The 22788-nt window shown below is 65.7% G+C and carries 24 protein-coding genes and 1 tRNA gene; 12 read left to right on the forward strand and 13 right to left on the reverse strand.

The annotated features are described in order from the left end of the window. Positions 1–17: 17 nt before the first annotated feature. Positions 18–674, reverse strand: coding sequence for a TetR/AcrR family transcriptional regulator (locus tag AC1MDG_RS10700; protein ID WP_479809078.1), 657 nt, complete (start codon positions 672–674; stop codon positions 18–20). Positions 675–827: 153 nt separating this feature from the next. On the opposite strand from AC1MDG_RS10700, the gene AC1MDG_RS10705 reads away from it, so the two are divergent. The 3 genes from AC1MDG_RS10705 to AC1MDG_RS10715 are packed head-to-tail and all read left to right on the forward strand — an operon-like array spanning position 828 to position 4457. Then, the gene (locus AC1MDG_RS10705) at positions 828–2198 is read left to right on the forward strand and encodes an acetyl-CoA C-acetyltransferase (protein WP_479803848.1); all 1371 of its coding nucleotides are present in this window, start codon (positions 828–830) and stop codon (positions 2196–2198) included. 10 nt (positions 2199–2208) lie between these two features. Continuing rightward, complete coding sequence (locus AC1MDG_RS10710) at positions 2209–3549, forward strand: 3-oxoacyl-ACP reductase (RefSeq protein ID WP_479803850.1); 1341 nt, start codon at positions 2209–2211, stop codon at positions 3547–3549. Then, positions 3546–4457 carry a MaoC family dehydratase gene (locus AC1MDG_RS10715; RefSeq protein WP_479803852.1) on the forward strand — a complete coding sequence of 304 codons (912 nt, stop codon included), beginning with the start codon at positions 3546–3548 and terminating at the stop codon, positions 4455–4457. The genes AC1MDG_RS10710 and AC1MDG_RS10715 overlap by 4 nt, the downstream gene beginning before the upstream one ends. A 2-nt stretch (positions 4458–4459) precedes the next feature. Here AC1MDG_RS10715 and AC1MDG_RS10720 read toward each other — a convergent pair whose 3' ends face one another. The 5 genes from AC1MDG_RS10720 to AC1MDG_RS10740 are packed head-to-tail and all read right to left on the reverse strand — an operon-like array spanning position 4460 to position 9008. Then, a complete protein-coding gene (locus tag AC1MDG_RS10720) occupies positions 4460–5581 on the reverse strand; it encodes an FUSC family protein (RefSeq protein WP_479803854.1) in 1122 nt (373 codons plus the stop codon). A gap of 47 nt (positions 5582–5628) precedes the next feature. Continuing rightward, entirely contained in the window at positions 5629–6768 is a 1140-nt protein-coding gene (locus tag AC1MDG_RS10725; RefSeq protein WP_479803856.1) for a serine hydrolase domain-containing protein, read from the reverse strand. A 36-nt stretch (positions 6769–6804) separates the two neighbouring features. After that, complete coding sequence (locus tag AC1MDG_RS10730) at positions 6805–7887, reverse strand: glutathione S-transferase family protein (RefSeq protein ID WP_479803858.1); 1083 nt, start codon at positions 7885–7887, stop codon at positions 6805–6807. Between the two features lie 9 nt (positions 7888–7896). Continuing rightward, complete coding sequence (locus AC1MDG_RS10735) at positions 7897–8610, reverse strand: M50 family metallopeptidase (protein WP_479803860.1); 714 nt, start codon at positions 8608–8610, stop codon at positions 7897–7899. Between the two features lie 32 nt (positions 8611–8642). Continuing rightward, complete coding sequence (locus AC1MDG_RS10740; protein WP_479803862.1) at positions 8643–9008, reverse strand: TraR/DksA family transcriptional regulator; 366 nt, start codon at positions 9006–9008, stop codon at positions 8643–8645. Positions 9009–9171: 163 nt separating this feature from the next. Between AC1MDG_RS10740 and AC1MDG_RS10745 the strand changes: the two genes are divergently transcribed. Together AC1MDG_RS10745 and malQ are read left to right on the forward strand one after the other, a co-directional pair. Continuing rightward, complete coding sequence (locus tag AC1MDG_RS10745; protein WP_479803864.1) at positions 9172–9690, forward strand: hemerythrin domain-containing protein; 519 nt, start codon at positions 9172–9174, stop codon at positions 9688–9690. A gap of 80 nt (positions 9691–9770) precedes the next feature. Continuing rightward, entirely contained in the window at positions 9771–11924 is a 2154-nt protein-coding gene (malQ, locus tag AC1MDG_RS10750) for a 4-alpha-glucanotransferase (RefSeq protein WP_479803866.1), read from the forward strand. Here malQ and AC1MDG_RS10755 read toward each other — a convergent pair. Genes AC1MDG_RS10755 through AC1MDG_RS10765 form a run of 3 tightly spaced genes read right to left on the reverse strand, consistent with a single transcriptional unit; the run spans position 11921 to position 15396 of the window. Next, positions 11921–12799 carry an HNH endonuclease gene (locus tag AC1MDG_RS10755; protein WP_479803868.1) on the reverse strand — a complete coding sequence of 293 codons (879 nt, stop codon included), beginning with the start codon at positions 12797–12799 and terminating at the stop codon, positions 11921–11923. The two genes, malQ and AC1MDG_RS10755, sit on opposite strands and share 4 nt — an antisense overlap. Before the next feature lie 12 nt (positions 12800–12811). Further along, the gene (gene lhgO, locus AC1MDG_RS10760; protein WP_479803870.1) at positions 12812–14041 is read right to left on the reverse strand and encodes an L-2-hydroxyglutarate oxidase; all 1230 of its coding nucleotides are present in this window, start codon (positions 14039–14041) and stop codon (positions 12812–12814) included. A 50-nt stretch (positions 14042–14091) separates the two neighbouring features. After that, positions 14092–15396 carry a class I SAM-dependent methyltransferase gene (locus AC1MDG_RS10765; protein WP_479803872.1) on the reverse strand — a complete coding sequence of 435 codons (1305 nt, stop codon included), beginning with the start codon at positions 15394–15396 and terminating at the stop codon, positions 14092–14094. Positions 15397–15626: 230 nt separating this feature from the next. Here AC1MDG_RS10765 and AC1MDG_RS10770 point away from each other — a divergent pair, with 230 nt between their 5' ends. Next, positions 15627–15809 carry a hypothetical protein gene (locus AC1MDG_RS10770; RefSeq protein ID WP_479803874.1) on the forward strand — a complete coding sequence of 61 codons (183 nt, stop codon included), beginning with the start codon at positions 15627–15629 and terminating at the stop codon, positions 15807–15809. A gap of 108 nt (positions 15810–15917) precedes the next feature. Here AC1MDG_RS10770 and AC1MDG_RS10775 read toward each other — a convergent pair whose 3' ends face one another. Further along, positions 15918–16109: a hypothetical protein gene (locus tag AC1MDG_RS10775; RefSeq protein ID WP_082049681.1), complete on the reverse strand. Its 192-nt coding sequence runs from the start codon at positions 16107–16109 to the stop codon at positions 15918–15920. Beyond that, a complete protein-coding gene (locus AC1MDG_RS10780) occupies positions 16106–16579 on the reverse strand; it encodes a hypothetical protein (protein WP_479803876.1) in 474 nt (157 codons plus the stop codon). The genes AC1MDG_RS10775 and AC1MDG_RS10780 overlap by 4 nt, the downstream gene beginning before the upstream one ends. A 113-nt stretch (positions 16580–16692) precedes the next feature. On the opposite strand from AC1MDG_RS10780, the gene AC1MDG_RS10785 reads away from it, so the two are divergent. The 3 genes from AC1MDG_RS10785 to AC1MDG_RS10795 all read left to right on the forward strand — a co-directional run bounded on the left by AC1MDG_RS10785 (position 16693) and on the right by AC1MDG_RS10795 (position 19320). After that, the gene (locus tag AC1MDG_RS10785; RefSeq protein WP_479803878.1) at positions 16693–17253 is read left to right on the forward strand and encodes a hypothetical protein; all 561 of its coding nucleotides are present in this window, start codon (positions 16693–16695) and stop codon (positions 17251–17253) included. Between the two features lie 127 nt (positions 17254–17380). Beyond that, positions 17381–18133 carry an HNH endonuclease family protein gene (locus AC1MDG_RS10790; RefSeq protein WP_479803880.1) on the forward strand — a complete coding sequence of 251 codons (753 nt, stop codon included), beginning with the start codon at positions 17381–17383 and terminating at the stop codon, positions 18131–18133. Positions 18134–18444: 311 nt separating this feature from the next. Beyond that, the gene (locus AC1MDG_RS10795) at positions 18445–19320 is read left to right on the forward strand and encodes a hypothetical protein (RefSeq protein WP_479803882.1); all 876 of its coding nucleotides are present in this window, start codon (positions 18445–18447) and stop codon (positions 19318–19320) included. A 102-nt stretch (positions 19321–19422) separates the two neighbouring features. Here AC1MDG_RS10795 and AC1MDG_RS10800 read toward each other — a convergent pair. After that, positions 19423–19505, reverse strand: a tRNA-Leu gene (locus tag AC1MDG_RS10800). Positions 19506–19670: 165 nt separating this feature from the next. On the opposite strand from AC1MDG_RS10800, the gene AC1MDG_RS10805 reads away from it, so the two are divergent. Continuing rightward, complete coding sequence (locus tag AC1MDG_RS10805; protein WP_479803884.1) at positions 19671–20975, forward strand: M20/M25/M40 family metallo-hydrolase; 1305 nt, start codon at positions 19671–19673, stop codon at positions 20973–20975. Positions 20976–21018: 43 nt separating this feature from the next. Next, positions 21019–22182, forward strand: coding sequence for an acyl-CoA dehydrogenase family protein (locus AC1MDG_RS10810; protein ID WP_479803886.1), 1164 nt, complete (start codon positions 21019–21021; stop codon positions 22180–22182). A 4-nt stretch (positions 22183–22186) separates the two neighbouring features. Here the strand turns inward: AC1MDG_RS10810 and AC1MDG_RS10815 are convergent, their stop codons facing one another. Continuing rightward, positions 22187–22420, reverse strand: coding sequence for a DUF5703 family protein (locus AC1MDG_RS10815; protein WP_011692010.1), 234 nt, complete (start codon positions 22418–22420; stop codon positions 22187–22189). A 39-nt stretch (positions 22421–22459) separates the two neighbouring features. On the opposite strand from AC1MDG_RS10815, the gene AC1MDG_RS10820 reads away from it, so the two are divergent. Then, positions 22460–22726 carry a hypothetical protein gene (locus AC1MDG_RS10820; protein ID WP_043481612.1) on the forward strand — a complete coding sequence of 89 codons (267 nt, stop codon included), beginning with the start codon at positions 22460–22462 and terminating at the stop codon, positions 22724–22726. The last annotated feature ends 62 nt before the right edge of the window (positions 22727–22788 follow it).

Consider the following 22788-nt stretch of genomic DNA (forward strand, 5'->3'; position numbering starts at 1 on the left):
TTGGTTCTGACAATTCACTAAGGGTTTGGATTGTGGGGGTCCAGGGTCTCCAGCTCCGGGGCAATCCCGACGCACAGCCAGGCGGTGATCTGGCGTGCCATGGTTTCCTGGTCAGGTTTGCCGGGCGACTCCGGCGTGGCAAGCCACTGTTCGCCGGCATTCCGGACGAGCCCGATCGCGGCAGTGGGCCAGTAACCGATCACGGCTTCCTTGCCGGTACCAAGATGGGCGCGCATGGGCCGGGCGATCATGTCGCGGACTTCTTCGAAAAAGTGGCCCAGGGCGCCCGTGGCCGCCATGCCCCCGGTGGCCGTGCCGGGTTCGCCTGTCGAGTATGTCGTGACGAAGGTGTAGACGTTGGGACTCGTTTCGGCCATCTGAAGGTAGGCGGACACCATGGCCAGCAGTCCCTCGCGGGGAGTTTGGGCGCTCTGGGCGGCTTCCTGGATGCGGCGCTGCATCTGGCTTATCACCACCTCGCCGACGGCTTGCTGCAGCCCGGCCTTGTCGCCGAAGTACCGGTAGAACACGGACTTGGATGTGCCGGCCGCGGCGGCGATGTCCTCCATGGAAGCATCGCTGCCGAGCGCATGGACGGCCTTCCGTGCGGATTTGATGAGTTCACGGCGGCGTTCCTCCCGGTGGGACTGCCAGCGGGCAGCGCGCCCGTCAATTGCGGTGCCGTCCGGCGCGGTACCCGGCTTTTCACCACCGGGTGAGGTTCCGCCCGCGGCAAAGGCGGGGTCAACGGGAAGGATGTTCACGATACCCAGCGTATCAGGTACGCTGGGTATCGGTAATCAGCGTTGAGCAGAAGGAGACAGCACATGTCCATTACCGGACAGTCCGCCACAGGACCCGAGGAATCATCAACCGCCGCCGCCGCAACGCCTGGCGGGGTCCTGCTGCGCAAGGCTGTGGTGGTAGGAGGAAACCGGATTCCGTTTGCCCGGACAGGCGGCGCGTATACGAAGTCATCGAACCAGGACATGCTGACTGCGGCCCTGGACGGCCTGATTGCCCGCTTCGGCCTCGCGGATGAACGAATCGGCGAGGTGGCCGCAGGGGCTGTGCTGAAGCACTCCCGCGACTTCAACCTCACCCGCGAGGCGGTGCTGGGTTCCGCCCTCTCCGCGGAAACCCCCGCCTATGATCTCCAGCAGGCGTGTGCCACGGGACTTGAGACGGTCCTCGGCCTCGCCAACAAAATCAAGCTTGGACAGATCGATTCGGGCATTGCCGGGGGCGTCGACTCCGCATCCGATGCGCCCATCGCTGTAAGCGAGGGCCTGCGAGAGGTCCTGCTGGACCTCAACCGCGCCAAGACCCTGCCCCAGCGGCTCAAGGTCCTGGGCCGCCTTCGTCCCAAGGACCTGGCACCGGACGCACCCAATACAGGGGAGCCGCGGACCGGCCTTTCCATGGGTGAACACCAGGCCCTCACCACCGCGCAATGGAAGATCACGCGTGAGGCCCAGGACCAACTTGCCTACACCAGCCACCGCAACCTCGCAGCCGCCTATGATGCCGGCTTCTTCGACGATCTGCTGACGCCCTACCGCGGGCTGAACCGGGACTCGAACCTGCGTGCCGACACAACCCTTGAAAAACTTGCCACGCTCAAACCCGTTTTCGGCAGGAACCTGGGTGCGGAGGCAACCATGACCGCAGGAAACTCCACTCCGCTCACTGATGGCGCGTCCACCGTGCTGCTGGCATCGGAAGAGTGGGCGGACGCCCACGAACTCCCGAAGCTCGCAACGGTCATCGACGGCGAAGCGGCCGCAGTCGACTTCGTCCACGGCAAGGACGGGCTGCTGATGGCGCCGGCTTTCGCGGTTCCGCGCCTGCTGGCCCGCAACGGACTGACGCTGGATGATATCGACTTCTTCGAAATCCATGAAGCCTTCGCCGGTACCGTCCTCAGCACCCTGGCTGCATGGGAAGACGAAGAATTCGGACGGACACGCCTCGGCCTGGACGGTGCCCTCGGCAGCGTCGACCGGTCGAAGCTGAACGTGAACGGTTCATCGCTGGCAGCAGGGCATCCCTTTGCCGCCACCGGGGGGCGCATCGTGGCCTCACTGGCCAAGATGCTCCACGAAAGGGGCCAGGTGGACGGCCGTCCGGCCCGTGGCCTAATTTCCATTTGCGCTGCCGGCGGCCAAGGCGTCGTCGCCATTCTTGAAGCATTCTAGGGAGGCCGGCGTGACGGACAAGTACACACAATTCGTATCCCGGGGCATCGGCAAGGATGTTGCCAAAAAGCTCGGCCTGCCGCAGCCGGTGGTCCTCAGGCGCTACCAGCCTGGACAGGCCCTTGTCCCCGGTCCGATCCTGGTCCAGGGCTCCAGCGACGGCGCCGACGAACTGGCGGCCGCCCTCCTGGCCTGGGACCTTGATGTCCGCAGGCATGCGGTGCCCCGGGAGAAGTTGGGCGCGATCGTCCTGGTGCTGGATGAGCTGGACCACCCGGAAGACCTTGAACGGCCGGTCCTCTCGGCGGCAGCGTCCCTCCGGGACCTGGCGCCGAACGCCCGCGTCGTGACGGTCTCCCGGACACCGGCGAGCGCACCCGGGCCCGCGTCCGCAGCAGCGCGCCAAGGAATCGACGGACTGCTGCGGTCCCTTGCCAAAGAGCTGCGGGCCGGCGCCACGGCAAACGGCATCATGCTGGCAGACGGAGTAAATACCACGAGCCCCAGCGCCCTTGGTGCCTTGCGCTTCTTCCTGTCCGGCCGGTCGGCCTTCGTGGACGGCCAGTTCCTCACTGTCACATCGGGGGAAGGGCAGCTCCCCGCCGAGCCCGAAAAACCGCTAGCCGGAAAAGTGGCAGTCGTGACCGGGGCAGCACGGGGCATCGGCGCGGCGATTGCCCGAACGCTGCACAGGGACGGTGCCACCGTGGTCGTCGTCGACATCCCCGCAGCCGGCGACCACCTCGCTGCCGTAGCAAACTCGGTCCGCGGGACGGCGCTGCAGCTGGACATCAGCCGGGAGGATGCGGGACACCGGATCATCGAGCACGCGGTGGGCAGGCACGGCCGCCTGGACATCGTGATCCATAACGCGGGCATCACCCGGGACAAGCTCCTGGCGAACATGGACCAGGGCCGCTGGAATTCGGTTCTTGCGGTGAACATCGCGGCCCAGTTGCGCATCAATGACGCGCTGCTGGCGTCCAGGGATTTCCGCGACTCACCGCGGATTGTCTCGGTCGCCTCCACCAGCGGCATTGCGGGCAACCGCGGCCAAACGAACTACGCGGCGTCCAAGGGCGGCGTCATTGGAATGGTGCGCGCTACGGCACCCCTTCTTGCGGAGCGCCATGGATCCATCAACGCCGTGGCGCCGGGCTTCATCGAAACCGAGATGACTGCCCGGATTCCGTTTGCGACCCGGGAGGTAGCCCGGCGCTTGAACTCCTTGCAGCAGGGAGGACAACCCGGTGATGTTGCCGAGGCCATCGCGTTCCTTGCCAGTGATGCCGCAGGCGGCATCACGGGCGAGGTGCTGCGGGTGTGCGGCCAGAACCTGGTGGGCGCATGACCGGTGCCCAGCCTGTAATCCTCGGAGACATGCCCTCGCTGTCCAAGCTCTACGTCAATGCCGCGGCCACCGCCGCCAGGCGGCGGGTGCTTGGTACTGACGCCGGGATTTCACTTCCTCCCTGCGGACATGAGGTCAGGGGAGCGCTGGCAGAGGTGGGCAACCTCACCGCGTTCCAGCACCTGGTGGGCGAGACGGCGAGTGACGTCCTGCCTGCCGGCTTCATTCACGCCCTGGCCTTCCCGGTGGCAATGAGTGTGATGAACCGTGACGATTTTCCGCTGCCGCTGCTGGGAATGGTGCACCTGAAAAACACGGTGGAACAGCACGCAACCATCCTGTTCACGGAGGCGCTGGACATTACATCCTGGGCCGAGAACCTGCGGGGGCACCGTGCCGGCACGCAGGTTGACATCGTCGCGCAGGTCCGGCGAACCGGGGAATCCGAAGTCCTCTGGAAGGGAACCTCCACGTACCTGGCCAAAGGAGTCTTCCTCCCCGGGATCGACAAGCCCTCGGCGCCTCCCGCGCCCACGACGTTTTCGGCGCCTGACCCCACGGCACTGTGGCAGCTGGGAGTCGACACCGGACGGGCTTATGCGGCGGTGTCCGGCGATTTCAACCCCATCCACCTCAGTGTGCTCTCAGCCAGGGCTCTGGGCATGCGACGTTCCATAGCGCACGGCATGTACCTTGCCTCGCGGGCGCTGGCCGACGTCGGCGCCGTGAAGGGGGATTCCTTCCGGTGGGATGTTGCCTTTGAGGGACCGGTGTTCCTGCCGGCGCGTGTGGCGCTGGACATCAGTTCAGTCCATTCCCCGTCCGGTGCTTGGCGGCACTCCGACTACACGGCGTGGAATCCCCGGTCCGGCCGGAGGCACTTCAGCGGGAGCGTATCGGCGCTTTAGGGTCAGGACTGCCCGGCCGTGACCACCCTGAGAATGCGGTGCAGGTTCAGTACGATGGCTTCGGCTGCGCTGGGGGCATCCGGATTCACATCGTCGGATGCCATCCGGTCAGCGAGGGCGTCCACGGCGGCAGTGGCTTCCTCAAGCAGTTCGTTTTGCCGGTCCGGGTGTTCGTCTTCCATGGACCTCAGGACCTCGCTCACCGCGGTAAGTGCGTCTGCGAGTGGCTCGCTGTAGGGAAGCGGAATGACGAAGGGAACGTCCTTGTCCCAGATGACATCCGCCAGCACTTCAGTCGTGTCCTGAATGTGGAAGGTCACGCGCTCAAGTCCCCTGAGGTCCTTAAAGTCCCGGTCCAGATCGTGCGGGTGGAGCCGGCGCCGCGGATTGACCTGCCTGCTGGCGTCGGCCTTCTGGACAGCGGCCCGGACAGCACGGGCCGATTGCGCGAGCTCGTCCGATCGCACCGCCCAATCCTCGTGCTCGGGCGGCCACGTTTCCCTCATCGCTTCACCCATGTCGGAGAGCTGCTTGGCCAATGCCCACCGCAGTTCGGCGAGGCTGAGGGCCGCGGCTTTGAAATGCAGGGGCGGGAAAACCAGCATGTTGACGGCGATACCTACCGCGACTCCTACACCCATCTGCAGGAGGTAGCCGAAGGAGAAATCGTCCGGGTTGTTTCCGCCTACCAGGAGGACCAGGAGGGCCGCCGTCGGAATCCAGTCGCGCCCAGCGCCAAGCCGCGGTAACCCGGCGAGCAGCACGCCCAAGCCCATAACGATGGCCACCGTAACGGGTGAGGGATCGGTGACGCTGACCAGCAGGAAGGCCAGGCCAATGCCCATCCCGAGTCCCACGAGCGTCTGCACGCCCTGCTTCATGGAACCCGATACGTTCTCGTACATTGCTACGAGGGCACCGAGCGGGGCGTAATAGGGATACTGGGCCGCGGCGCCGGGCATCAGGGGCGCAATGAGGAATGCCAGGCCGGCGGCCAGCCCCGCCTTGGCGGCCAGCTGCAGCCGGGGGCCCGCCAAGGCAACGGCCACACTATCCGTGACGGACTGCCGTATTTTGCCGACCCGCGACGGCGTGGTCTCGTCCTGCTGTCTTGTATTTGCCATTTGGCTTCACCCTAAAGGTGCAGCACAGATGCTACAAATGGACAAACCTACTCGCCGGTAAGAGGCGGCAGCCCTGGCTGCCCGGCGGCGGCCGCCGCCTGCCGGGCCGCATGGGCCAGCCGGTGTGCACGGCCCGGCGTTCGGCCCTCCTCCTGCGTCCCGGGGATGTAGCCGAACGCTAGATCGTAGGCGGGGTCGGCAAAGCCCAGCGCCGCATTGGCGCCTTCGTGGCCGAACGCCAGGTGGCTGCCGAAGTTGCGGCTGGGGTGGGGCTTCATGAAGACCACCGCAAAGGCGTTGTCGAGCCCGGACGCGCGGTCCAGCCCCCACACCTGTTCCTCTGACATGGTGCTGATGGTTGCGGGTGCCAGAAAAGCCGGACCGCCGTCGAGGCCGGTGGTGGCGGCAGCGTAGAGCCGGGCCAGGCCTTCTGCGGATCCCACTCCGCCGGCGCTGCTCATGCCGTGCTTGCGGATGACCCTATGGTTGGGGAGTTCCATGACTGTGCTGACTGCAGCATTGCCGTTGAGGCCCTCAACGCCCAGCGGGTCCAGCCACGGCTGGCCGGGATCGACGTCGTACAGCACGTCCCGGTAGCGGGGCTCCTGGTCCTCGGGCAGCCCCAGGAAGAAGTCGATGCCGAACGGCTGCCGGATACGGGAGGCGTACATGTCCTGGAGGCTGCTGCCGGCGACGCGGCGGCAGAGCTCCTCCATGATGATGCCTATGGTCAAAGCGTGGTATCCGAACGTGGTCCCCGGCCGCCACAGCGGTGCCGTCCCGGCGAGCTTCCGGGCGGCTTCCGCCGTCGTGAATTCACTCAGCGCCAGGCCGCCTTCCACTCCAAGCAACCCGGCCCGGTGGGACAGCGCCTGGCGGACGGTGATCGCCTCTTTGCCGTGGGCAGCGAAGTCCGTCCAGTAGTGCGCTACGGTGCGGTCAAGGTCCAGCAATCCGTCCTGGACCAAGAGGGCGATGACGAAAGCAGCCACGCCTTTGGAACAGGAGTAGGCGCCCGTGATCGAATCCTTCGCCAAGCGGTGGCCGCCCGTCAGGTCCACGACTTTCGTGCCCGCACGGTAGACGGAGACCTGGGCGCTGAACTGCGGGTCGTTCCCGAGGAACGACTCAAACAGGTCCCTGACCGCTTGGAATTCGGGCACGGCAAAACCGGACGAAAGTGGCATGGGACAACCCTAGCGGCGTGCGGATGAAGGTGGCGGTCAGCCTGCGCCGTGTCCCGCGGTAACTTCCTCGCCGCTGCGGACGGGGCCGGGTGCCGTGCCGTCTCCGAAGGGCCGGCCCCCCAGTGACTCCCGGCCGTGCGCGGTCAGCCATCCGGAGAGGTCCGGCCCCTGCGGAACGATTCCGGTGGGGTTAATGTCCTCGTGGACGATGTAATAGTGCTGCTTGATCTGCACGAAATCGATGGTGTCGCCGAAGCCGGGCGTCTGGAACAGATCCCGGGCATAGGCCCACAGCGCCGGCATCTCGCTCAATTTTTGCCGGTTGCACTTGAAGTGGCCGTGGTAAACGGCGTCGAAACGGACCAACGTGGTGAACAGACGCACATCGGCTTCCGTGATCGTGTCTCCCACGAGGTACCGCTGGCCGGTGAGGCGCTCCTCCAGCCAGTCCAGTGCGGTCCAGAGACGGGTGTACGCGGCGTCGTAGGCGTCCTGTGAACCGGCAAAGCCGCAGCGGTAGACACCGTTGTTCACTTCGGTAAACACCCTTTTGTTTACTTCGTCGATCTCCGCCCGGAGGTGCGCAGGATAGAGCACCGGGGCGCCAGGGCGGTGGAATGCCGTCCACTCAGTGGAGAAGTCCAGTGTTATCTGCGGGAAATTGTTGGTGACAACTGCGCCAGAGGGTACGTCCACGATGGCCGGGACGGTGATTCCGCGGGGATAGCCGGGGAACCTCCGGAAATAGGCGTCCTGGATCCGTTCGATGCCGAGGACCGGATCCACACCGCCCGGGTCCAGGTCGAAGGTCCAGGACCGTGCGTCATGCGTGGGACCGGGCTGCCCAAGGGAAATGGCATCCTCAAGCCCCAGCAGCCTGCGGACGATGACCGTCCTGTTGGCCCACGGGCAGGCGCGTGCCGCAATGAGGCGGTAACGCCCTGGCTCAACCGGCCACCCGGGTTCCCCTTTTGTTCCTAACGTGCCGTGACGGGTTATCCGATCCTCGATGTAGTTGGTGTCCCGGGTGAATTCCTCACCTCCGGTGACGTAGGAGCCCCGGGTGCTGAACCCGGGGTCGGAGGAATGGTCGGCGGCGGGGCGGGAAGCTGAAGTCATGCTTACACCCTATGGGCTGACGCCAGCGGCCAACACGTGTGCCATTGGCTGCCAGGCCACCCACCAGGAACCGGCGACGACTGCCCCGAAGAGCAGGATCCAGACGACGGCGGGAACCGACGTTGCCCGGTAGAGGAGATGGGCGTCGGATGTGGTCAGCCTGTCCCGGCGCCGCAGGTGGACATTGGAAAGCTTGGCCAGATCACGGACGGCAGCAACCAGCAGCGCGAGGCCCAGTGCGATGACCACATGCCCGGTGAACTGAGGCGGGACAAAGAGAACCAGGAGTGAGCAGCCCAGGACTGCCGCAAAGGTGATGACCAGCCCCATCGCATTGCGGATGAAGAGGAACGAGCCCAGCAGGATCAGCGTGCCGACGGACATCGCGGCCGGTCCCCAGCCGTTGAAACCGGACCACACCATGGCGGCTCCCACAACGCCCGGCACGGGGTAGCCCCAGAACGTGGACCAAACTGCCGGGAAGCGGCCCCTGCTGTACGTGGTGGTGGTCCCCGAATGGTCCAGGCTCAGCCGGATGCCGCCAAGACGCTGTCCGGTCATCAGGGCAGCAAACGCATGCCCCAGCTCGTGGGTGACGGTGGCCAGAAGCCCGAAGTACCGCCAGGAAGCGCGGGGGAGGGACACCACCGTGGCCACCACCATGACTATCAGCAGTTCCGTTGCCGTCACCTCAGGGGACGGCGCCTGCGAGAATCCCGACATGATCCTCTCCCACAGGGAACCGGCAACATCCGTCAAGGCTTCGGCCCCGCCTTGCCGCCAGCGTGATCGATGCAGTAGGGCGTCCACGGGCGGGCTTCGAGCCTGCCTTCGGCAATAGGTACGCCGCAGGTTTCACAGTAGCCGTACGTGCCTTCCGCGATCCGGGCCAGAGCCGCCTCGACCTGCGCCAGCGTGGCAGTGCTTTGCCGCATCAGCGCGGCAGCCTGGGAGAGCTCAAAGGCGATGGTGGCACCTTCGGGATCATGTTCGTCGTCGACGTTCGAGTTGTGGCGCGCGGCGTTCGCAGAAGTGATGTCCTCCCTGAGGGCCGGCAGCAACAACGTTTTCCGGGCACGCTCCGATTCGAGCAGGATCCTGAACCTCTCAACGTCCACCATAGTGTCCAAGGCTAGCCCGCCACGGAGGCCTCGCCTAAAGAGTGGTGAGGCCCTAAGACCCCTTGCCGCGCGTTCATGCCGCCGTAGAGTGAAAGTGCGTGAGTACATGCCCGGCGTGGGGCCGCCCGCCGGACGGCAGGCGCGCACGAGCCCGGGAGGCATCATGAACAATGCGTCGAAGAAAGACCCCGCTGCGGAGGCTGAAGCCCTGGAGGCCGTCGAAAGGCACCACGCGAGCATGCTCAGACGCCTCACGGCGCTCACTGACGCCTTGACGGGCTCCGTGGAAAAGCATGACGCCCCGGCCGAGCATGATGCGCACGATGTGCTGCTGGAGTGGTGCGAGAACGAGCTGGTGCCCCATGCGCTCGCCGAAGAAGGCCCGCTGTACAGCGGGCCGCGGAATTCCGCCGAGGGAAGGCTGCTTGTTGAGGGCATGCTGGCGGAGCACCAGGTGATCGTCTCCCTGGTGGAGGAGCTGCGTGGAGCCCGGGGCGTGGCCGGCGCCGTAGCCGCCGGCGCCATTCAACGCATCTTTGCCCTGCACTTGGACAAGGAGAACCGTCTTCTCATGCCGTTCGTGGCGGCGTCGCCCGGCCTTTCCCTGGCCCAAGCCGTGTCCGGGCTGCACGAACTTGTTGGTGAAGGGCACGCACATCCGCCAGGAAGCGTGCATGGCTAACACCGCCGGGCGGGGGTTCGGAAGAAAATAGGTGCGGGTGCTGCCCGTGCTGTAGGCCGGCGAGCCAATAGAGTAAGGCCATGGCGGATGGAACGGGACAGGACCACACAGGAACAACCGACGAACTGCTCCGCAAGCTGGCGGCAGTCCGCGGCGTGAGCACATCTTTCCGCGGCTGGGATGGTATGGAACATCCGGTCGCTGGCAGCACGCTGCACGGCGTACTGGCAGCACTGGGGGACCGGACCGGGACGCCGGAGGAGCTCCACAGCGCTTTGCGCGACGCGGAACTGGCACCGTGGAGGAGGCTGCTGCCCCCGTCGGTCTTTTCCAGGCAGGGACGCGAGATCCACGTTTCCGTCCATGTACCGCACGGAACACCGGTAAGTGTCTGGGCGGTCACCGAGGACGGCCACCGAGTGGATGCCGAGCAGCGCGAGGACTGGGAAGAACCGCGGGAGGTGGACGGAGTCCTCAAAGGGCGGGCCGCTTTCGCCGTCCGCGACGATTTGCCGCTTGGCTGGCATACCCTGCACGCCGATGCTGCCGGGGAGGTGGCGGAATGCGCGCTCATCATTACGCCCGAGCGGCTGGGGACCACCCGCCGCCCGGCGTCCGAACGATACTGGGGCCTCACAGCCCAGCTCTATTCGGTCCGGTCTTCCCGTTCCTGGGGCATCGGAGATTTCTCCGACCTTGTGGACCTTGCCGCAATTGCAGGAAATGACGGAGCGGGTTTTGTCCTGGTAAATCCCCTGCACGCCGGCGAGCCCCGGCCGCCCATCGAAGACTCGCCTTATCTGCCCACCACCCGTCGTTTCTTCAATCCGCTGTACATCCGCATTGAGGACGTTGCGGAGTACGCATACCTGGACCGTGCGTCCAGGGCGGTCATCGATGGAAATGCGGTGGTGCTTCACGCCGCCAATACGGCCGACGGCCTCCTGGACAGGAACGCCAGCTACCACGCCAAACTTGAAGCGCTTGAACTCATCTTCAAGGTCCGGCGCAGCCCCGCCCGGGTCCGCATGTTCAGAAATTTCTGCGCAGCGGAAGGCAAGGGCCTGGATGACTTCGCCCTGTGGTGCACGCTCGCAGAGCGGCTTTCCCCGACGGCGCCCGAGTGGGCCGGCGAGGCATCGTCGCCGGACACGGCGTACTGCGACACCGTCCGGGAGGAGCATGCAGACCGGCTGGAGTTCTACCGCTGGATGCAGTGGATCTGCGACGAACAGCTAGCCACCGCGCAGCGGACGGCAAAAGCATGCGGAATGGCCATCGGCATCGTCCATGATCTAGCCGTGGGCGTTAAAACGGACGGAGCCGATGCGTGGACGCTTCGCGGCGTCCTCGCCCAAGGTGTCACTGTCGGCGCGCCGCCTGACGTCTTCAACCAGCAGGGCCAGAACTGGACCCAGCCGCCCTGGCACCCCGGACGGCTTGCAGCATCGGGCTACAAGCCGTACCGCGACATGCTGCGGACCGTACTCCGTCATGCAGGCGGCATCCGCGTCGACCACATCCTGGGCCTATTCCGCCTGTGGTGGATCCCGGAAGGCGCCGGGCCCGACCAGGGCACGTATGTGTACTACGACCACGAAGCACTCATCGGCATCCTGGCCCTCGAGGCCCAACTGGCAGGGGCTACCGTAGTGGGCGAGGACCTTGGCGTGTTCGAACCCTGGGTGAGGGACTACCTCGCGGAGCGGGGGATCCTCGGCACGTCCATCCTGTGGTTCGAACACAATGAAGCGGGCCCGCTTCCGCCCGAAGAATACCGCCAACACTGCCTGACCAGCGTGAACACCCACGACCTGCCCCCGACCGCGGGTTATCTCGCGGGGGAACATGTCACGCTCCGCGAATCGCTGGGCCTGCTCCTGCGCCCGGTTGAAGAAGAAAGGGCGGAGGCTTTGGCCGAGCAGGAGGCCGTGCTGGCCCTGGTCCGCGAACGGGGGTTGCTTCCGGGTGCGTCAGCGGACGTCCAGCGCACGGTCGAGGCACTGTACGCCTTCACCGCCCTCACGCCGTCTGCCCTGCTGGGTGTTGCCCTGGTGGACGCCGTCGGGGAAACGCGCACACAGAACCAACCCGGAACGGACGCGGAGCACCCCAATTGGCGCGTTCCGCTCGCGGGGCCCGGGGGTCCGGTGCTGATTGACGACCTGCCGGAGAACAGCCGGTTCAATTCCTTGGTCGGAGTGGTACGGGACGCGCTGAAGTCATCGGGTTAGGCGCCGTGCCCGGGGCCAGCTTCCGCCGGGCCAAGGATCCGGAGGGCCTCCGCTTGCGACGCAAGTTCCTCCGGGCGCACGGTCCGCCCCTGCATAAAGCCTGCGCCAGCCAGCATCTGTCGCAGTTCCGAGAGCGTCCGCGGAGTAGTCACGCCGAGGTGCGCCATGGCGTGGCAGTTCGCGCACAGCGGCACGAGATCCGTCACCGGGTCCAGCCGGTAGCTGCTGTCGAGCAGCGATACGGGCGCCGTGTGGTGAACGTCGATGAAGTCCCTGCCGGCGTCGCCATAGGCGATTTCGAAGGAAAAGCCACAGGCTGCACAGAGTGTTCCGTAGTGGGCGATGCAGGCACGCCGCGCCGCCGGATCCCGTTCGTACCGGTTTACCTCAACCTTGCTGACGGCCCAGGCGGGGTAGGTCCCGGGTACAGGCAGCGTCGATCCTGGAGCCGGAGCCGGTCCTTCCAGGCGCCACAGCTCACGGATACGGGCGTGCACGGACGGTTCAATGGCCTGGCCGTTGCGGACCATGTTCCATGTCAGTTCCGGAAAGGCGGCGCTCAGGACCTCCGGCCCGATCTGGTCGCCAAGGGGCAGCAGGGAGTCGAACGTGATCAGCGCAGAAGAAGTCGTGGCAGTTGCGGCAGGCGGCGCGGCGCCGGGCTGCGCGCGGACCACCACGCCGTGCCCGAGCAGGCCCGGCCCATGCCTTCCCTTCAACAGCAGCCACGCGTCCGCGCCGGCAGCAATGCCGGTGCGGCGGCCAACAGGCCACTCGCCGTGGGCCTGCCCGGCGTCGCTGACCTGCCCGACGACGGACGCGTAGTTCCAGTCGTTCCAGCGGTCAGGGTTCCACACCAGGAAGATGGCTGTCATGCGCCCATTCTGTCAGGGCATTCGGGGTACGGGACCGGTGGTTCCCCGGCGGGGGAGGACATGGTGCTCCAGCACATAGTCCGCGATCGCCATCGCGGAGGTCGCCGCAGGGGAGGGGGCGTTCCGCAGGAGTGTCACCGGTCCCAGCTCCTCGATCGCGAAGTCGTCGAGGAGGCTGCCGTCCAGTGACCACGCCTGGGCGCGGACACCGGCGGCGGTCTTTGCCGTGAGGTCGTCCATGCGGAGCTCCGGGATGAACCGTCGTGCCTGCTGGAAATACAGCGGCTTGAGCAGGGAGGCGGCAACCTCCTTGGCGCCCATCCGCCAGTGTTTCCTGGCGAGGGCCGGGGCGCCGGGCCACATGATCGACACAGCAGTGTCCCTGAAGGACACGTTGTTCCAGCCGTAGCCCTCCCGGGCCAAGGCCGGCACGGCGTTCGGCCCCACGTGGATCGTGTCGTAGACGCCGCGGGTGAAGTGCACGCCCAGGAAAGGGAAGCGGGGGTCCGGCACCGGGTAAATCATGCCCCTGACAAAGTGTTGCTTCGCGGCCGACAGGCCCCAGTACTCTCCGCGGAAGGGGAGGATTTTGGGCGCCGGGGAAGCGCCCGCGAGTCCGGCAACGACGTCGGACTGCAGCCCTGCGCAGGCGATCAGTCGATCGAACACGAATTCGGAATGGCTGGTGGTGACACGGACTTTGCCGCGCTCTGTGGTGATGGCTACGGCTTCATGGCCCAGCATGATCAGCCCGCCGGCGGTCCGGATATCCTCGGCCATGGATTCCGTGATGGCGGCAAAGTCGACGGCGGCGGTGTGCGGTGAGTGAAGCGCTGCCACTCCTGCGACGTGCGGTTCGACGTCGCGCATGGCGTCGGCACCGAGGCGGCGCAGCCCAGGTACTCCGTTTGCGACCGACCTCTTTTCAATGTTGGTAAGGGCCGGAAGTTCATCCTCCGTAACGGCAACCACGAGTTTGCCCAGTTCCCGGTACGGCAGGTTCCTCTCCCGGCAGTAGTCCCGGGTCAGCACCCGGCCGCGTTGGCACAGCATGGCTTTCAGTGATCCCGGGGTGTAATAAAGGCCCGCGTGCACCACCCCGGAGTTGTGCCCCGTCTGGTGCGTGGCAACCCGCTGCTCCTTCTCCAGGACGGTGACGTCTGCCAGGCCGCGGCTGCGGAGGGCCCGTGCAATCGCGATTCCGACGATGCCGCCCCCAATGATGCCGATGTGCTCAGTCATTGATCCGAAACCCCCGGCGGGCCGTCTTCAGCGGCCACGCTTCGGCAGCATCAAAGCCATGCGTGCCGCCGCAGCGGAGGTTGGGCCCCGCCGGGGCGTTGTACCAGCACCTGATTGACGCCGGTCAGGCCATCCTCGAAGCCCAGCGCACTGGCTGCCATATAGAGCCTCCACACGCGTGCCCGCCCGGGGCCGCTGGCGCTAACGGCTTCGTCCCAGTTCGCTTCCAGGTTGCGCACCCAGGCGCGGAGGGTCAGGGCGTAGTGGCGCCGAAGCGCCTCAACGTCGAGCACTTCCAGCCCACCGGACTCCAGGGCACCGATCATGTCGGCGAGGCTGAGCATTTCGCCGTCGGGGAAGACGTAGCGGGGTATGAAGGAGTCAGGGTCCGGGCTCGTGGGGCCGGCGTTCCACGAGATGGCGTGGTTCAGCAGCCGGCCGCCGGGACGCAGGAGGCCGTGGAGCTGGGATACATAACGGGAAATCTGCTCGCGGCCCACGTGCTCGGACATGCCGATCGAGCTGATCGCATCGAACGGCCCGTCAACCACGTCGCGGTAGTCCTGAACCCGGATGTCGACACGGTCCGTCAGGCCGGCGTCTGCCACGCGCTTGCGGGCCAGCCCGGCCTGCTCGTTGGAAAGCGTTACACCGACAACGTCGACGCCGAAGCGTTCGGCAGCGTGGAGTGCGAAACTGCCCCAGCCGCAGCCGACGTCCAGTACGCGCATGCCGGGCTGCAGTCCCAGCTTGCGGCAGACAAGGTCGATTTTGGCCTCCTGGGCGGCTTCGAGGCTGTTGGCCCGGTCACCGTGCCCGTCTGTTTGGTCGTTCCAGACAGCGCACGAGTAGACCATCGAAGGGCCAAGAACCAGGGCATAGAAATCATTGCCCACGTCATAGTGGTGCGAGATCGCCGCCGCATCCCGGCTCTTCGAGTGGCGCCGGCCTTGTCGATGGACCTTGGATTCCTCCGGAGGCGGGGCCGGGTTCGGGCCGAGCGCGCCGACCCGGATTGCGGTCCTGAGCAGTGTCCACATTTCTTTCGCGGTCAAAGGGGGGAACGGCCCGGGCTCGGCGAACTTTCCTGCCGAGCTCAGCGCGGCGAAGCTGGCGAAGATGTCGCCCGGCGCGTCGATGTCCCCTGCCACATACGCCCGGCTGAGGCCGAGCTGCCCGGGCGACCACAGCATACGCCGCAGGGCCCGCCGGGAGCGGAACTCGAGTACGGGGGCGTCGGCCGGTCCCGCCTCCGAGCCGTCCCAGGCCCGCAGCCTTAGCGGGATCCCTTCAGTGCCGAGGACGATGGCCAGTGCTTCGGCCAGCCGTGCTGCCACACCCGTTGTCTTCCGCATGTACATTGCCTCTCATCCGTGCCGAAACCGGTGCCTGTCCGTTCCTCGTGTCATGGCTGCGTGAGCGCTCTGCCTGCCCTCATGCGCACCTGTAGTTGTTCAATCTATGGTGCAACCCCATCCGATGTCTTGGGCCGAACGACACCCCTCGCCTTCCGACCCGAAAAATGGTCGACCTGCGCGCACATTGGGAGGAGGATTAAAGGGCATTCACCATAAGGAGGCCAGTGATGTGCTATCCGTATAACAAGGAGTTCCGGAGGGACGTTCGGAAAGAAGAGCCGCGGGAACCAGAAAAGCAACCCGAACCGCGCGTGGAGGCCAAGGAGTTCAAGTTCTGGGCTTTCCCGCGCCGTGAGCGGAAGTTCACGGGCTCGGAACCGATGGTGGACCGCACCCCCGAAAAGGTCTAGGGAACCCGGACAAGGATAAGGAAAGGCCCCGCAGATGCGGGGCCTTTCCCAGGCTCTGAACCCCGGGGTTCAGCATCCCGGGGAGCTCCGGCCCAGAAGTCTTCTTGCCTAGAGGTCTTCTTGGGAGAGCGCCTTGGTCTCTGCCGGCGTCGGGCGACCCAGACGTTCGTCGAGCGCCACACGGAGCTTTGCTGCGGCAACCTGGACTCTGTGCTCGGATGGCGTCAGCTGCCTTCCGCGGGGAGTGGAGACGTGACGGGGTGTCCGGGATTTCTTCTGCTCCGGTGTGCTGGTGCTCATGGCCTTCCCTCCTCCGCTCGGTCCTTACTCGTGGTTCCATTGTCGCCGATCGGTTCCCCGGAGTCCACGGCCTCGACGTCTTCGTCCCACGAGCCGTCGCCGCCGTTGGCCTCCGTCACCGATTGCCACGCGATGTCCAGCAGCTCAAGTTCTTCTTCGCGGGCGAGATCGCTCCGCGCCAGGACCGCCAGGGAAGCAAGGCCCAGGGCCTTTGCATCCTGGTCTGCCTCCAAGGCCTTGTCCAGTGCCCACTGTGTGCGCTTCCACCACTCTGCCCGGTCATCAGCCCGCGTCCTTTGCCTGAGCGCCTGTGCGTCAGCCACGGCTTTTTGCCGAAGTGTGCGCCATCCGATGAACGCGGCGAGGACGGCGCCGGCCAGGACCGCCAGCGGCCCCAGGGCGGCCACGATCTGCCACCATTCGGCAGGAGCCGAAAGTGCTGCTTCGAGCGGGGCCGCGGAGAACTTCACATAGCCAGCCTAGGCCTTGGCCTTTCGGGTGGGCTGCATTTGATCTGGCCCGGCAGCGAGTCTCCTGATCCGGTGCATCATTGGCCGGTACCGTTACTTAGGGGGTACATGATATGGAGAACGGCGTTACGGACCGGCTGTGGGATAAGGACGTTCAGGGGTTCATTTCTGCCTGCCGGCAGGAGAAGCTGTGCGACATTGCGTTGGACCACCGGGACGGGAACGGGAAGGCGCTGCTGACCGTGGCGGCCACGTACCGGTCCCGGAAAGGGCGCATCGTACCCGTAGGTTACCGGTGGGCGGATTCAAAGTCGGGCCTGGCAGCCGAGGTCTACGTCGGCAAGGCAAAGGCTCCGGCGGAGCTGGAACTGGACGGGCTGTTCAGGCTTGCCCTGAGGGCGGGGCTGTGGGGGGAGCGGCGACACGTCGCCTTCACGCTCATGGCGATCACTGACGTTCAGGCAAAGGCCGACGGCGTCCGCGGCCGCCTGCAGCTTGAGTACCTGAAGGCGCTGGGCGGCGATGAGCCGAATTCTGCGGTGTCGGGCCGGGTCGACGCAGCCGGGACTCCGGAACGGAGGGCGCTGATGGTGCAGGCGCACGAGCTGACCATGCAAACACTCAACGATCTTGCGTACTTGTACGGCGCCCGCTCGGGATACGCAGCGCACTAGGCCCGTTCCGGGACGCCCGGGCCAGCCGCCGCGGCGCACAGCAAGCCGGTTGTGACCGGCGCCACCATTCGACCTGCAGTGGCGGTCCCTGCAACGGCGATACCCTGAGCTGCAACTTCCGCTTTCAATGAAGGACACAACGATTCCACGCCGCAGCACCAAAGCACTGATCCTTGTGACCGCTCTACTTCTCATGGGAAGCCTTACCGGTTGCGGGGCCGTGGAATCCGCCGGAACTGCAGTCGCGAAGGCCCTCCGCAGCGCAGCACCGTCGGCTGGCGAGCAGAATCCTGCCGCGCCGCCTGCAGGGAACCCGGATGAAGTTTCTGCCGCCATCACCCGGCTTGCCGCCATCCCGGTGAAGGGGCGCGCGCCGAAAACCGGCTACAGCCGCGACCGCTTCGGCCCTGCCTGGGCCGATACGGACCACAATGGCTGCGACACGCGCAACGACATCCTTGCCCGCGACCTCACCGGGGAAACATTCAAACCCGGCACCCACAACTGCGTTGTTACCACCGGCACGCTTGCTGATAAATACACCGGCAGGACGATCCGCTTCGTCCGCGGGGCGGATACCAGCTCCGCCGTCCAGATAGACCACATCATTCCGCTGTCCCTGGCGTGGCAGACCGGTGCCCAGCAGATCAGCGAAGAGCAGCGCAAGGAGCTTGCCAACGATCCGCTAAACCTCATGGCCGCCGACGGCACGGCAAATTCGGCGAAGGGCGACAAGGACGCGGCCACCTGGCTGCCGCCGAACAAGGCCTTTCGGTGCGAATACACGGCCCGGATGACGGCGGTGAAGGCCAAATACAAGCTGTGGGTCACCCAGCCTGAACGCGACGCGATCCAAGGCATCCTGGCTGCCTGCGCGTGACCCCGTGCGGAGGTGCCGCCCGGTACTTTCGACTCTGGGGCGCAGCCGCCCTGTGGCACCACACTTATGCCATGAGTGGTTGCCCCGGTGGTGGGCGGGCTCGGAAGGAATCCATGCCTCGTTGCCAGTCCCGGCCCGCTCGCCTCTGCGCCACGCTCGTGGGCCTGGCGGCCCTGTTTCTCGCCGCGTGCTCTCCTCCGGCTGGCCCAAGCGGCTCGTCGTCGACCGCGCCCTCATCCGGCACGGGCAACCCCGCATGCGATCTCCTCACCCCGGAGATCGCGGCGAAGGCTGTACCGGGGATAGTGCCTGTGGGCCAGATCATCCCGGCCAAGCCGCCGGGAAGCAAAGCGTACGTGTGCACCTATTCGAGCAAGTCCGATACCGGCATGACGGCCCTGTCTGTAGCGCTCACGTCTCCCGCATCGGCCGCCGACATCTCGAAAGCGAAATCGACGTCGGACTGCTCACCTGTCACAGGCATCGGTGACTTCGCCTGCCTGCAGTGGACAGGCTACTTCCGCGGTGAAGCCGGCGGCGCGTCCGCGAATGTCGTCCTGACGGCAGTGCGGGGCAAAGAGGCCCTCGAGATGCCCTACGTGACCGGACCACCCATGGCCGGGGGCGGCATCCCCGACGGGGACGCCATGGCCCGGGCGCTGTCGCAGGCAGCAGTGGACGCCGGCTGGGGCAACGGCACTGCGCTCAACGTCCCCGCCGCTCCGCGCGTGGGTCCGCCGGCCACGACGAACAACGCGGTCTGTGCACTGATCAGTACCGATGAGGTCAAGCGGGCATTCGGGGCGAAGACCCAACCGCAGATCCTCCCGGGCGAGGTCAGTTGCCGCTACACGTTCGGCGACCTGGGCACACCGGGCCCGGACTCCCTTGTCTTCTCGGTTGAAGTCCTGAAGGGCGCAGCGTCGACGCTGGACGGTCCCGGCTTTCGCGGCGAGCCGCTCGACGGAGTCGGGGACAGGGCGGCCTTCATGGTGACAACCGAACCCGCCGGCCCCAAGTCCCTCCGTCCCGCCGGAGATGTACCGATTACGATCCTGTCCGTCATGGTGGTCAGGGGCCAGAACCTCGCGACGTTCACCGCGCAGGTCCTGATCTCCCCGGCTGGCCCCTCGGCCGAGCAGATGAAGGATCAACTCATTACCCTCGTGCGCGGCGTCGGGTTCTGACTGACCAAGCGGTATGGACATCCGCTCAGGTGGACTTGGGCCCGTGTGGTTGGAAACAGAAAAAAACCCCAGGAATCCGTGGATTCCTGGGGTTTTCCCTTGTGCGCGGAGGGGGACTTGAACCCCCACCCCCTTTCGAGGACTAGCACCTCAAGCTAGCGCGTCTGCCATTCCGCCACCCGCGCAGGTGGTAATTCGGAGATCGTTTCCGCCTTTCAGCGTTTTGGATTTCTCCGAAGCAGCGAGAAAGACTCTAGCACGACTTTTCGGGAAACAAATAATCGAGGGTTGGAGGGGGCTTGTGGGTAGGCTGAAACCAGCATTCAAGCCGCCCCCACGAGGAGTGAAACATGACTGAAGTACGCCCCGAGGATGAAGTCGTCAGGATCTGCCAGGAACTGATCCGGATGGATACTTCGAACTACGGCGACGGAACAGGACCGGGGGAGCGCGCGGCTGCGGAATACACCGCCGGCCTCATCACGGACGTGGGGCTGGATGCGGAGATCTTCGAATCGGCGCCGGGGCGGGCCAACGTCGTAACCCGTATTGCGGGGGAGGACCCCTCCGCCAGCGCCCTGGTGGTGCACGGGCACCTCGACGTCGTGCCCGCCCTTCGGGATCAGTGGTCAGTCGATCCCTTCGGAGCCGAACTCAAGGACGGCCTGATCTGGGGCCGCGGCGCCGTGGACATGAAGGACATGGATGCCATGATCCTCGCGGTCATGCGGAACTTCGCCCGGACCGGACGCAAGCCCAAGCGGGACCTGATCTTCGCTTTCTTCGCCGACGAGGAGGCCGGCGGCACCTACGGCGCCCGCTACGCCGTCGAAAACCGGAGGGAACTGTTCGACGGCGCCACCGAGGCGATCTCGGAAGTCGGCGGCTTCTCCGCAACCATTGGCGGACAACGGACCTACCTCCTGCAGACCGCGGAAAAGGGGCTGTCGTGGCTGCGGCTGGTGGCCCACGGCCGCGCGGGCCACGGCTCGCAGATCAACACCGACAACGCCGTAACGCGACTCGCCAGCGCCGTGTCCCGCATCGGTGAGTACAGGTGGCCGGTTGAGCTGACGCCCACCACCCGGCAGTTCCTGGACGGCGTGACTGAACTCACGGGAGTGGAATTCGATCCCGACGATCCGGAGAAGCTCCTCAAGGAACTCGGAACCGTTGCACGGTTCGTGGGAGCCACGCTTCAGAACACCACCAACCCCACCCTCCTCAAAGGCGGCTACAAGCACAACGTCATCCCCGAGTCGGCTGAGGCCCTGGTGGATTGCCGGACACTTCCGGGCCAGGAACAGCAGGTACTGGAGATCGTCAAGGAGCTGGCGGGTACCGGAGTCGACGTTTCCTACGTCCACAACGACGTCTCGCTTGAGGTGCCGTTTGCCGGGAACCTGGTGGACTCCATGATCGATGCCCTGCACGCCGAGGACCCCGGCGCCAAGGTCCTTCCCTACACGCTGTCAGGCGGCACGGACAACAAGTCTCTGAGCCGGCTGGGCATCACCGGATACGGCTTCGCTCCGTTGCAACTCCCGGATGAGCTGGATTTCACCGGCATGTTCCACGGCGTGGATGAGCGCGTGCCCGCTAAGTCACTCAAGTTCGGCGCCCGCGTTCTGGACAGGCTGCTGACCACCTACTGAGTCCGCCGGTACCCGAAAAAGAAGCGCCCACGAAAGCCAGGCCATGACACCGGACCAGATCCTCACCGAGCCCCTGCTGGAACGCATCCGCGCCCGCGCCGCCCGCTACGACAGGGAGAACGAATTCTTCACCGAGGACCTGGCGGAACTCGCCGCTGCGGGCTACCTCAAGATCTTTGTCCCCGCGTCCGACGGCGGGCTGGGCCTTGGCCTCGCCGAGGCCGCCCAGCTGCAAAGAAGGCTGGCGACGGCGGCCCCGGCCACCGCGTTGGCGATCAACATGCATTTGGTGTGGACCGGCGTCGCGCACGTCCTCGCCGCCCGCGGCGATTCCTCCCTGGACTTTGTCCTCCGCGAGGCGGCACAGGGTGAGATCTTCGCCTTCGGGAATTCGGAAGCCGGCAACGACTCGGTGCTCTTCGATTCACGGACGGTTGCCAAGCCGAAGGCAGATGGCAGCTACAGCTTCACCGGGCGGAAGATCTTCACCAGCCTGTCGCCGGCGTGGACCAGGCTGGGCATCTTCGGCAAGGACGGTTCGGCCAGGGACGGCGAAGGGGAGCTGGTGCATGGCTTCCTCAGCAGGGAGTCCGCCGGCTACGACATCCTGGAAGACTGGGACACCCTGGGTATGCGGGCGAGCCAGTCCAACACCACGGTGCTGGACAGCGCCGTGGTGCCCGCGGACCGGATCTTCCGGAAACTCCCGGTGGGGCCGAACGCGGACCCCTTGATCTTCGCGATCTTCGCCTGCTTCGAGACCCTGCTGGCCGCCGTCTACACCGGCCTCGGCGAGCGGGCGCTGGTCCTGGGCGTGGACGCCGTCAAACGCCGGACCTCGTTCAAGAACGATGGGCGCAGTTATGCCCAGGACCCCGACATCCGGTGGAAGGTGGCGGAAGCCGCCATGGCCATGGACGCGCTGTATCCCCAGCTTGCGGAGCTCTCGCGTGACGTTGATGGCTTGGTGGATCACGGCACCCAGTGGTTCCCGCGGCTGGTGGGCCTCAAGGTCCGGGCGACGGAGACGGCGCGTACGGTAGTCGACCTGGCAATCCGGGTATCAGGGGGATCCAGCTACTTCCGGGGCTCGGAACTGGAACGGTTGTACCGTGACGTGCTCGCGGGAATGTTCCACCCTTCGGATGACGAGTCGGCGCACAATACGGTGGCCAACGCCTGGCTGGGCCCGTTGGCCACTCCTTAGCGCGCTAAACCGTGCGCTGCACCTGGATGACTTTGCGGCGCAACCAGAAGCGCCTGCCTCCGCCCACATAGAGCCTGCTGCGTTCCAGCTCCCACTTGCCGTATTCAGAATGTTCAACAAGGCGGCGGCGCGCCTCCGGAAGGGAATCCTCAGGGCCGACCGTCAGTACGAGGTACTCGTACTGCCTCGCGTAGTCCCGCTCCCGCTGGACTGAACTGCTCAGAAAATGTTCTTTCATTGCTCTCCATTTTCGTCCTTTTCCGGCTAACGTGAAGTCATGAGCATCGATCCGCGTGTCGCGCTTCAGTCCTTGACCACAGCCCTGGAAGAACACCTGATCGCAGCCTCCGCACGGCGGGGCGAGGGAGACCCGACGGTCGAAGCGGCGTTCTTTGCCGTTGCTGATGCTTTCGAAGTCTACGACGATTCCCTCTACGAGGCCTACGGTGAGGTTACCCCGCTTGAGGTGATCGACGACGTGGAAGACGACGACGATGAAGTGGAAGCCGAGGACGACGAAGACCTGGAGATCGTCGACGACTAGGCCGGCCCAGGCGCCCGGAAGTCAGGCACCGAAATTCCGGCTCCGACGGGCGGATTGCTCCG

The organism is Arthrobacter sp. AIWTK1, assembly GCF_056680535.1.

Bases quoted from the DNA above. Each gene is read 5' to 3' on its own strand.
- malQ (WP_479803866.1), top strand. From the start codon at position 9,771: ATGGCGGATGGAACGGGACAGGACCACACAGGAACAACCGACGAACTG.
- AC1MDG_RS10805 (WP_479803884.1), top strand. From the start codon at position 19,671: ATGACTGAAGTACGCCCCGAGGATGAAGTCGTCAGGATCTGCCAGGAA.
- AC1MDG_RS10770 (WP_479803874.1), top strand. From the start codon at position 15,627: ATGTGCTATCCGTATAACAAGGAGTTCCGGAGGGACGTTCGGAAAGAA.
- AC1MDG_RS10725 (WP_479803856.1), bottom strand. From the start codon at position 6,768: ATGCCACTTTCGTCCGGTTTTGCCGTGCCCGAATTCCAAGCGGTCAGG.
- AC1MDG_RS10790 (WP_479803880.1), top strand. From the start codon at position 17,381: ATGAAGGACACAACGATTCCACGCCGCAGCACCAAAGCACTGATCCTT.
- AC1MDG_RS10765 (WP_479803872.1), bottom strand. From the start codon at position 15,396: ATGCGGAAGACAACGGGTGTGGCAGCACGGCTGGCCGAAGCACTGGCC.
- AC1MDG_RS10740 (WP_479803862.1), bottom strand. From the start codon at position 9,008: ATGGTGGACGTTGAGAGGTTCAGGATCCTGCTCGAATCGGAGCGTGCC.
- AC1MDG_RS10775 (WP_082049681.1), bottom strand. From the start codon at position 16,109: ATGAGCACCAGCACACCGGAGCAGAAGAAATCCCGGACACCCCGTCAC.
- AC1MDG_RS10720 (WP_479803854.1), bottom strand. From the start codon at position 5,581: ATGGCAAATACAAGACAGCAGGACGAGACCACGCCGTCGCGGGTCGGC.
- AC1MDG_RS10735 (WP_479803860.1), bottom strand. From the start codon at position 8,610: ATGTCGGGATTCTCGCAGGCGCCGTCCCCTGAGGTGACGGCAACGGAA.
- AC1MDG_RS10810 (WP_479803886.1), top strand. From the start codon at position 21,019: ATGACACCGGACCAGATCCTCACCGAGCCCCTGCTGGAACGCATCCGC.
- AC1MDG_RS10820 (WP_043481612.1), top strand. From the start codon at position 22,460: ATGAGCATCGATCCGCGTGTCGCGCTTCAGTCCTTGACCACAGCCCTG.
- lhgO (WP_479803870.1), bottom strand. From the start codon at position 14,041: ATGACTGAGCACATCGGCATCATTGGGGGCGGCATCGTCGGAATCGCG.
- AC1MDG_RS10785 (WP_479803878.1), top strand. From the start codon at position 16,693: ATGGAGAACGGCGTTACGGACCGGCTGTGGGATAAGGACGTTCAGGGG.
- AC1MDG_RS10730 (WP_479803858.1), bottom strand. From the start codon at position 7,887: ATGACTTCAGCTTCCCGCCCCGCCGCCGACCATTCCTCCGACCCCGGG.
- AC1MDG_RS10745 (WP_479803864.1), top strand. From the start codon at position 9,172: ATGAACAATGCGTCGAAGAAAGACCCCGCTGCGGAGGCTGAAGCCCTG.
- AC1MDG_RS10755 (WP_479803868.1), bottom strand. From the start codon at position 12,799: ATGACAGCCATCTTCCTGGTGTGGAACCCTGACCGCTGGAACGACTGG.
- AC1MDG_RS10715 (WP_479803852.1), top strand. From the start codon at position 3,546: ATGACCGGTGCCCAGCCTGTAATCCTCGGAGACATGCCCTCGCTGTCC.
- AC1MDG_RS10815 (WP_011692010.1), bottom strand. From the start codon at position 22,420: ATGAAAGAACATTTTCTGAGCAGTTCAGTCCAGCGGGAGCGGGACTAC.
- AC1MDG_RS10705 (WP_479803848.1), top strand. From the start codon at position 828: ATGTCCATTACCGGACAGTCCGCCACAGGACCCGAGGAATCATCAACC.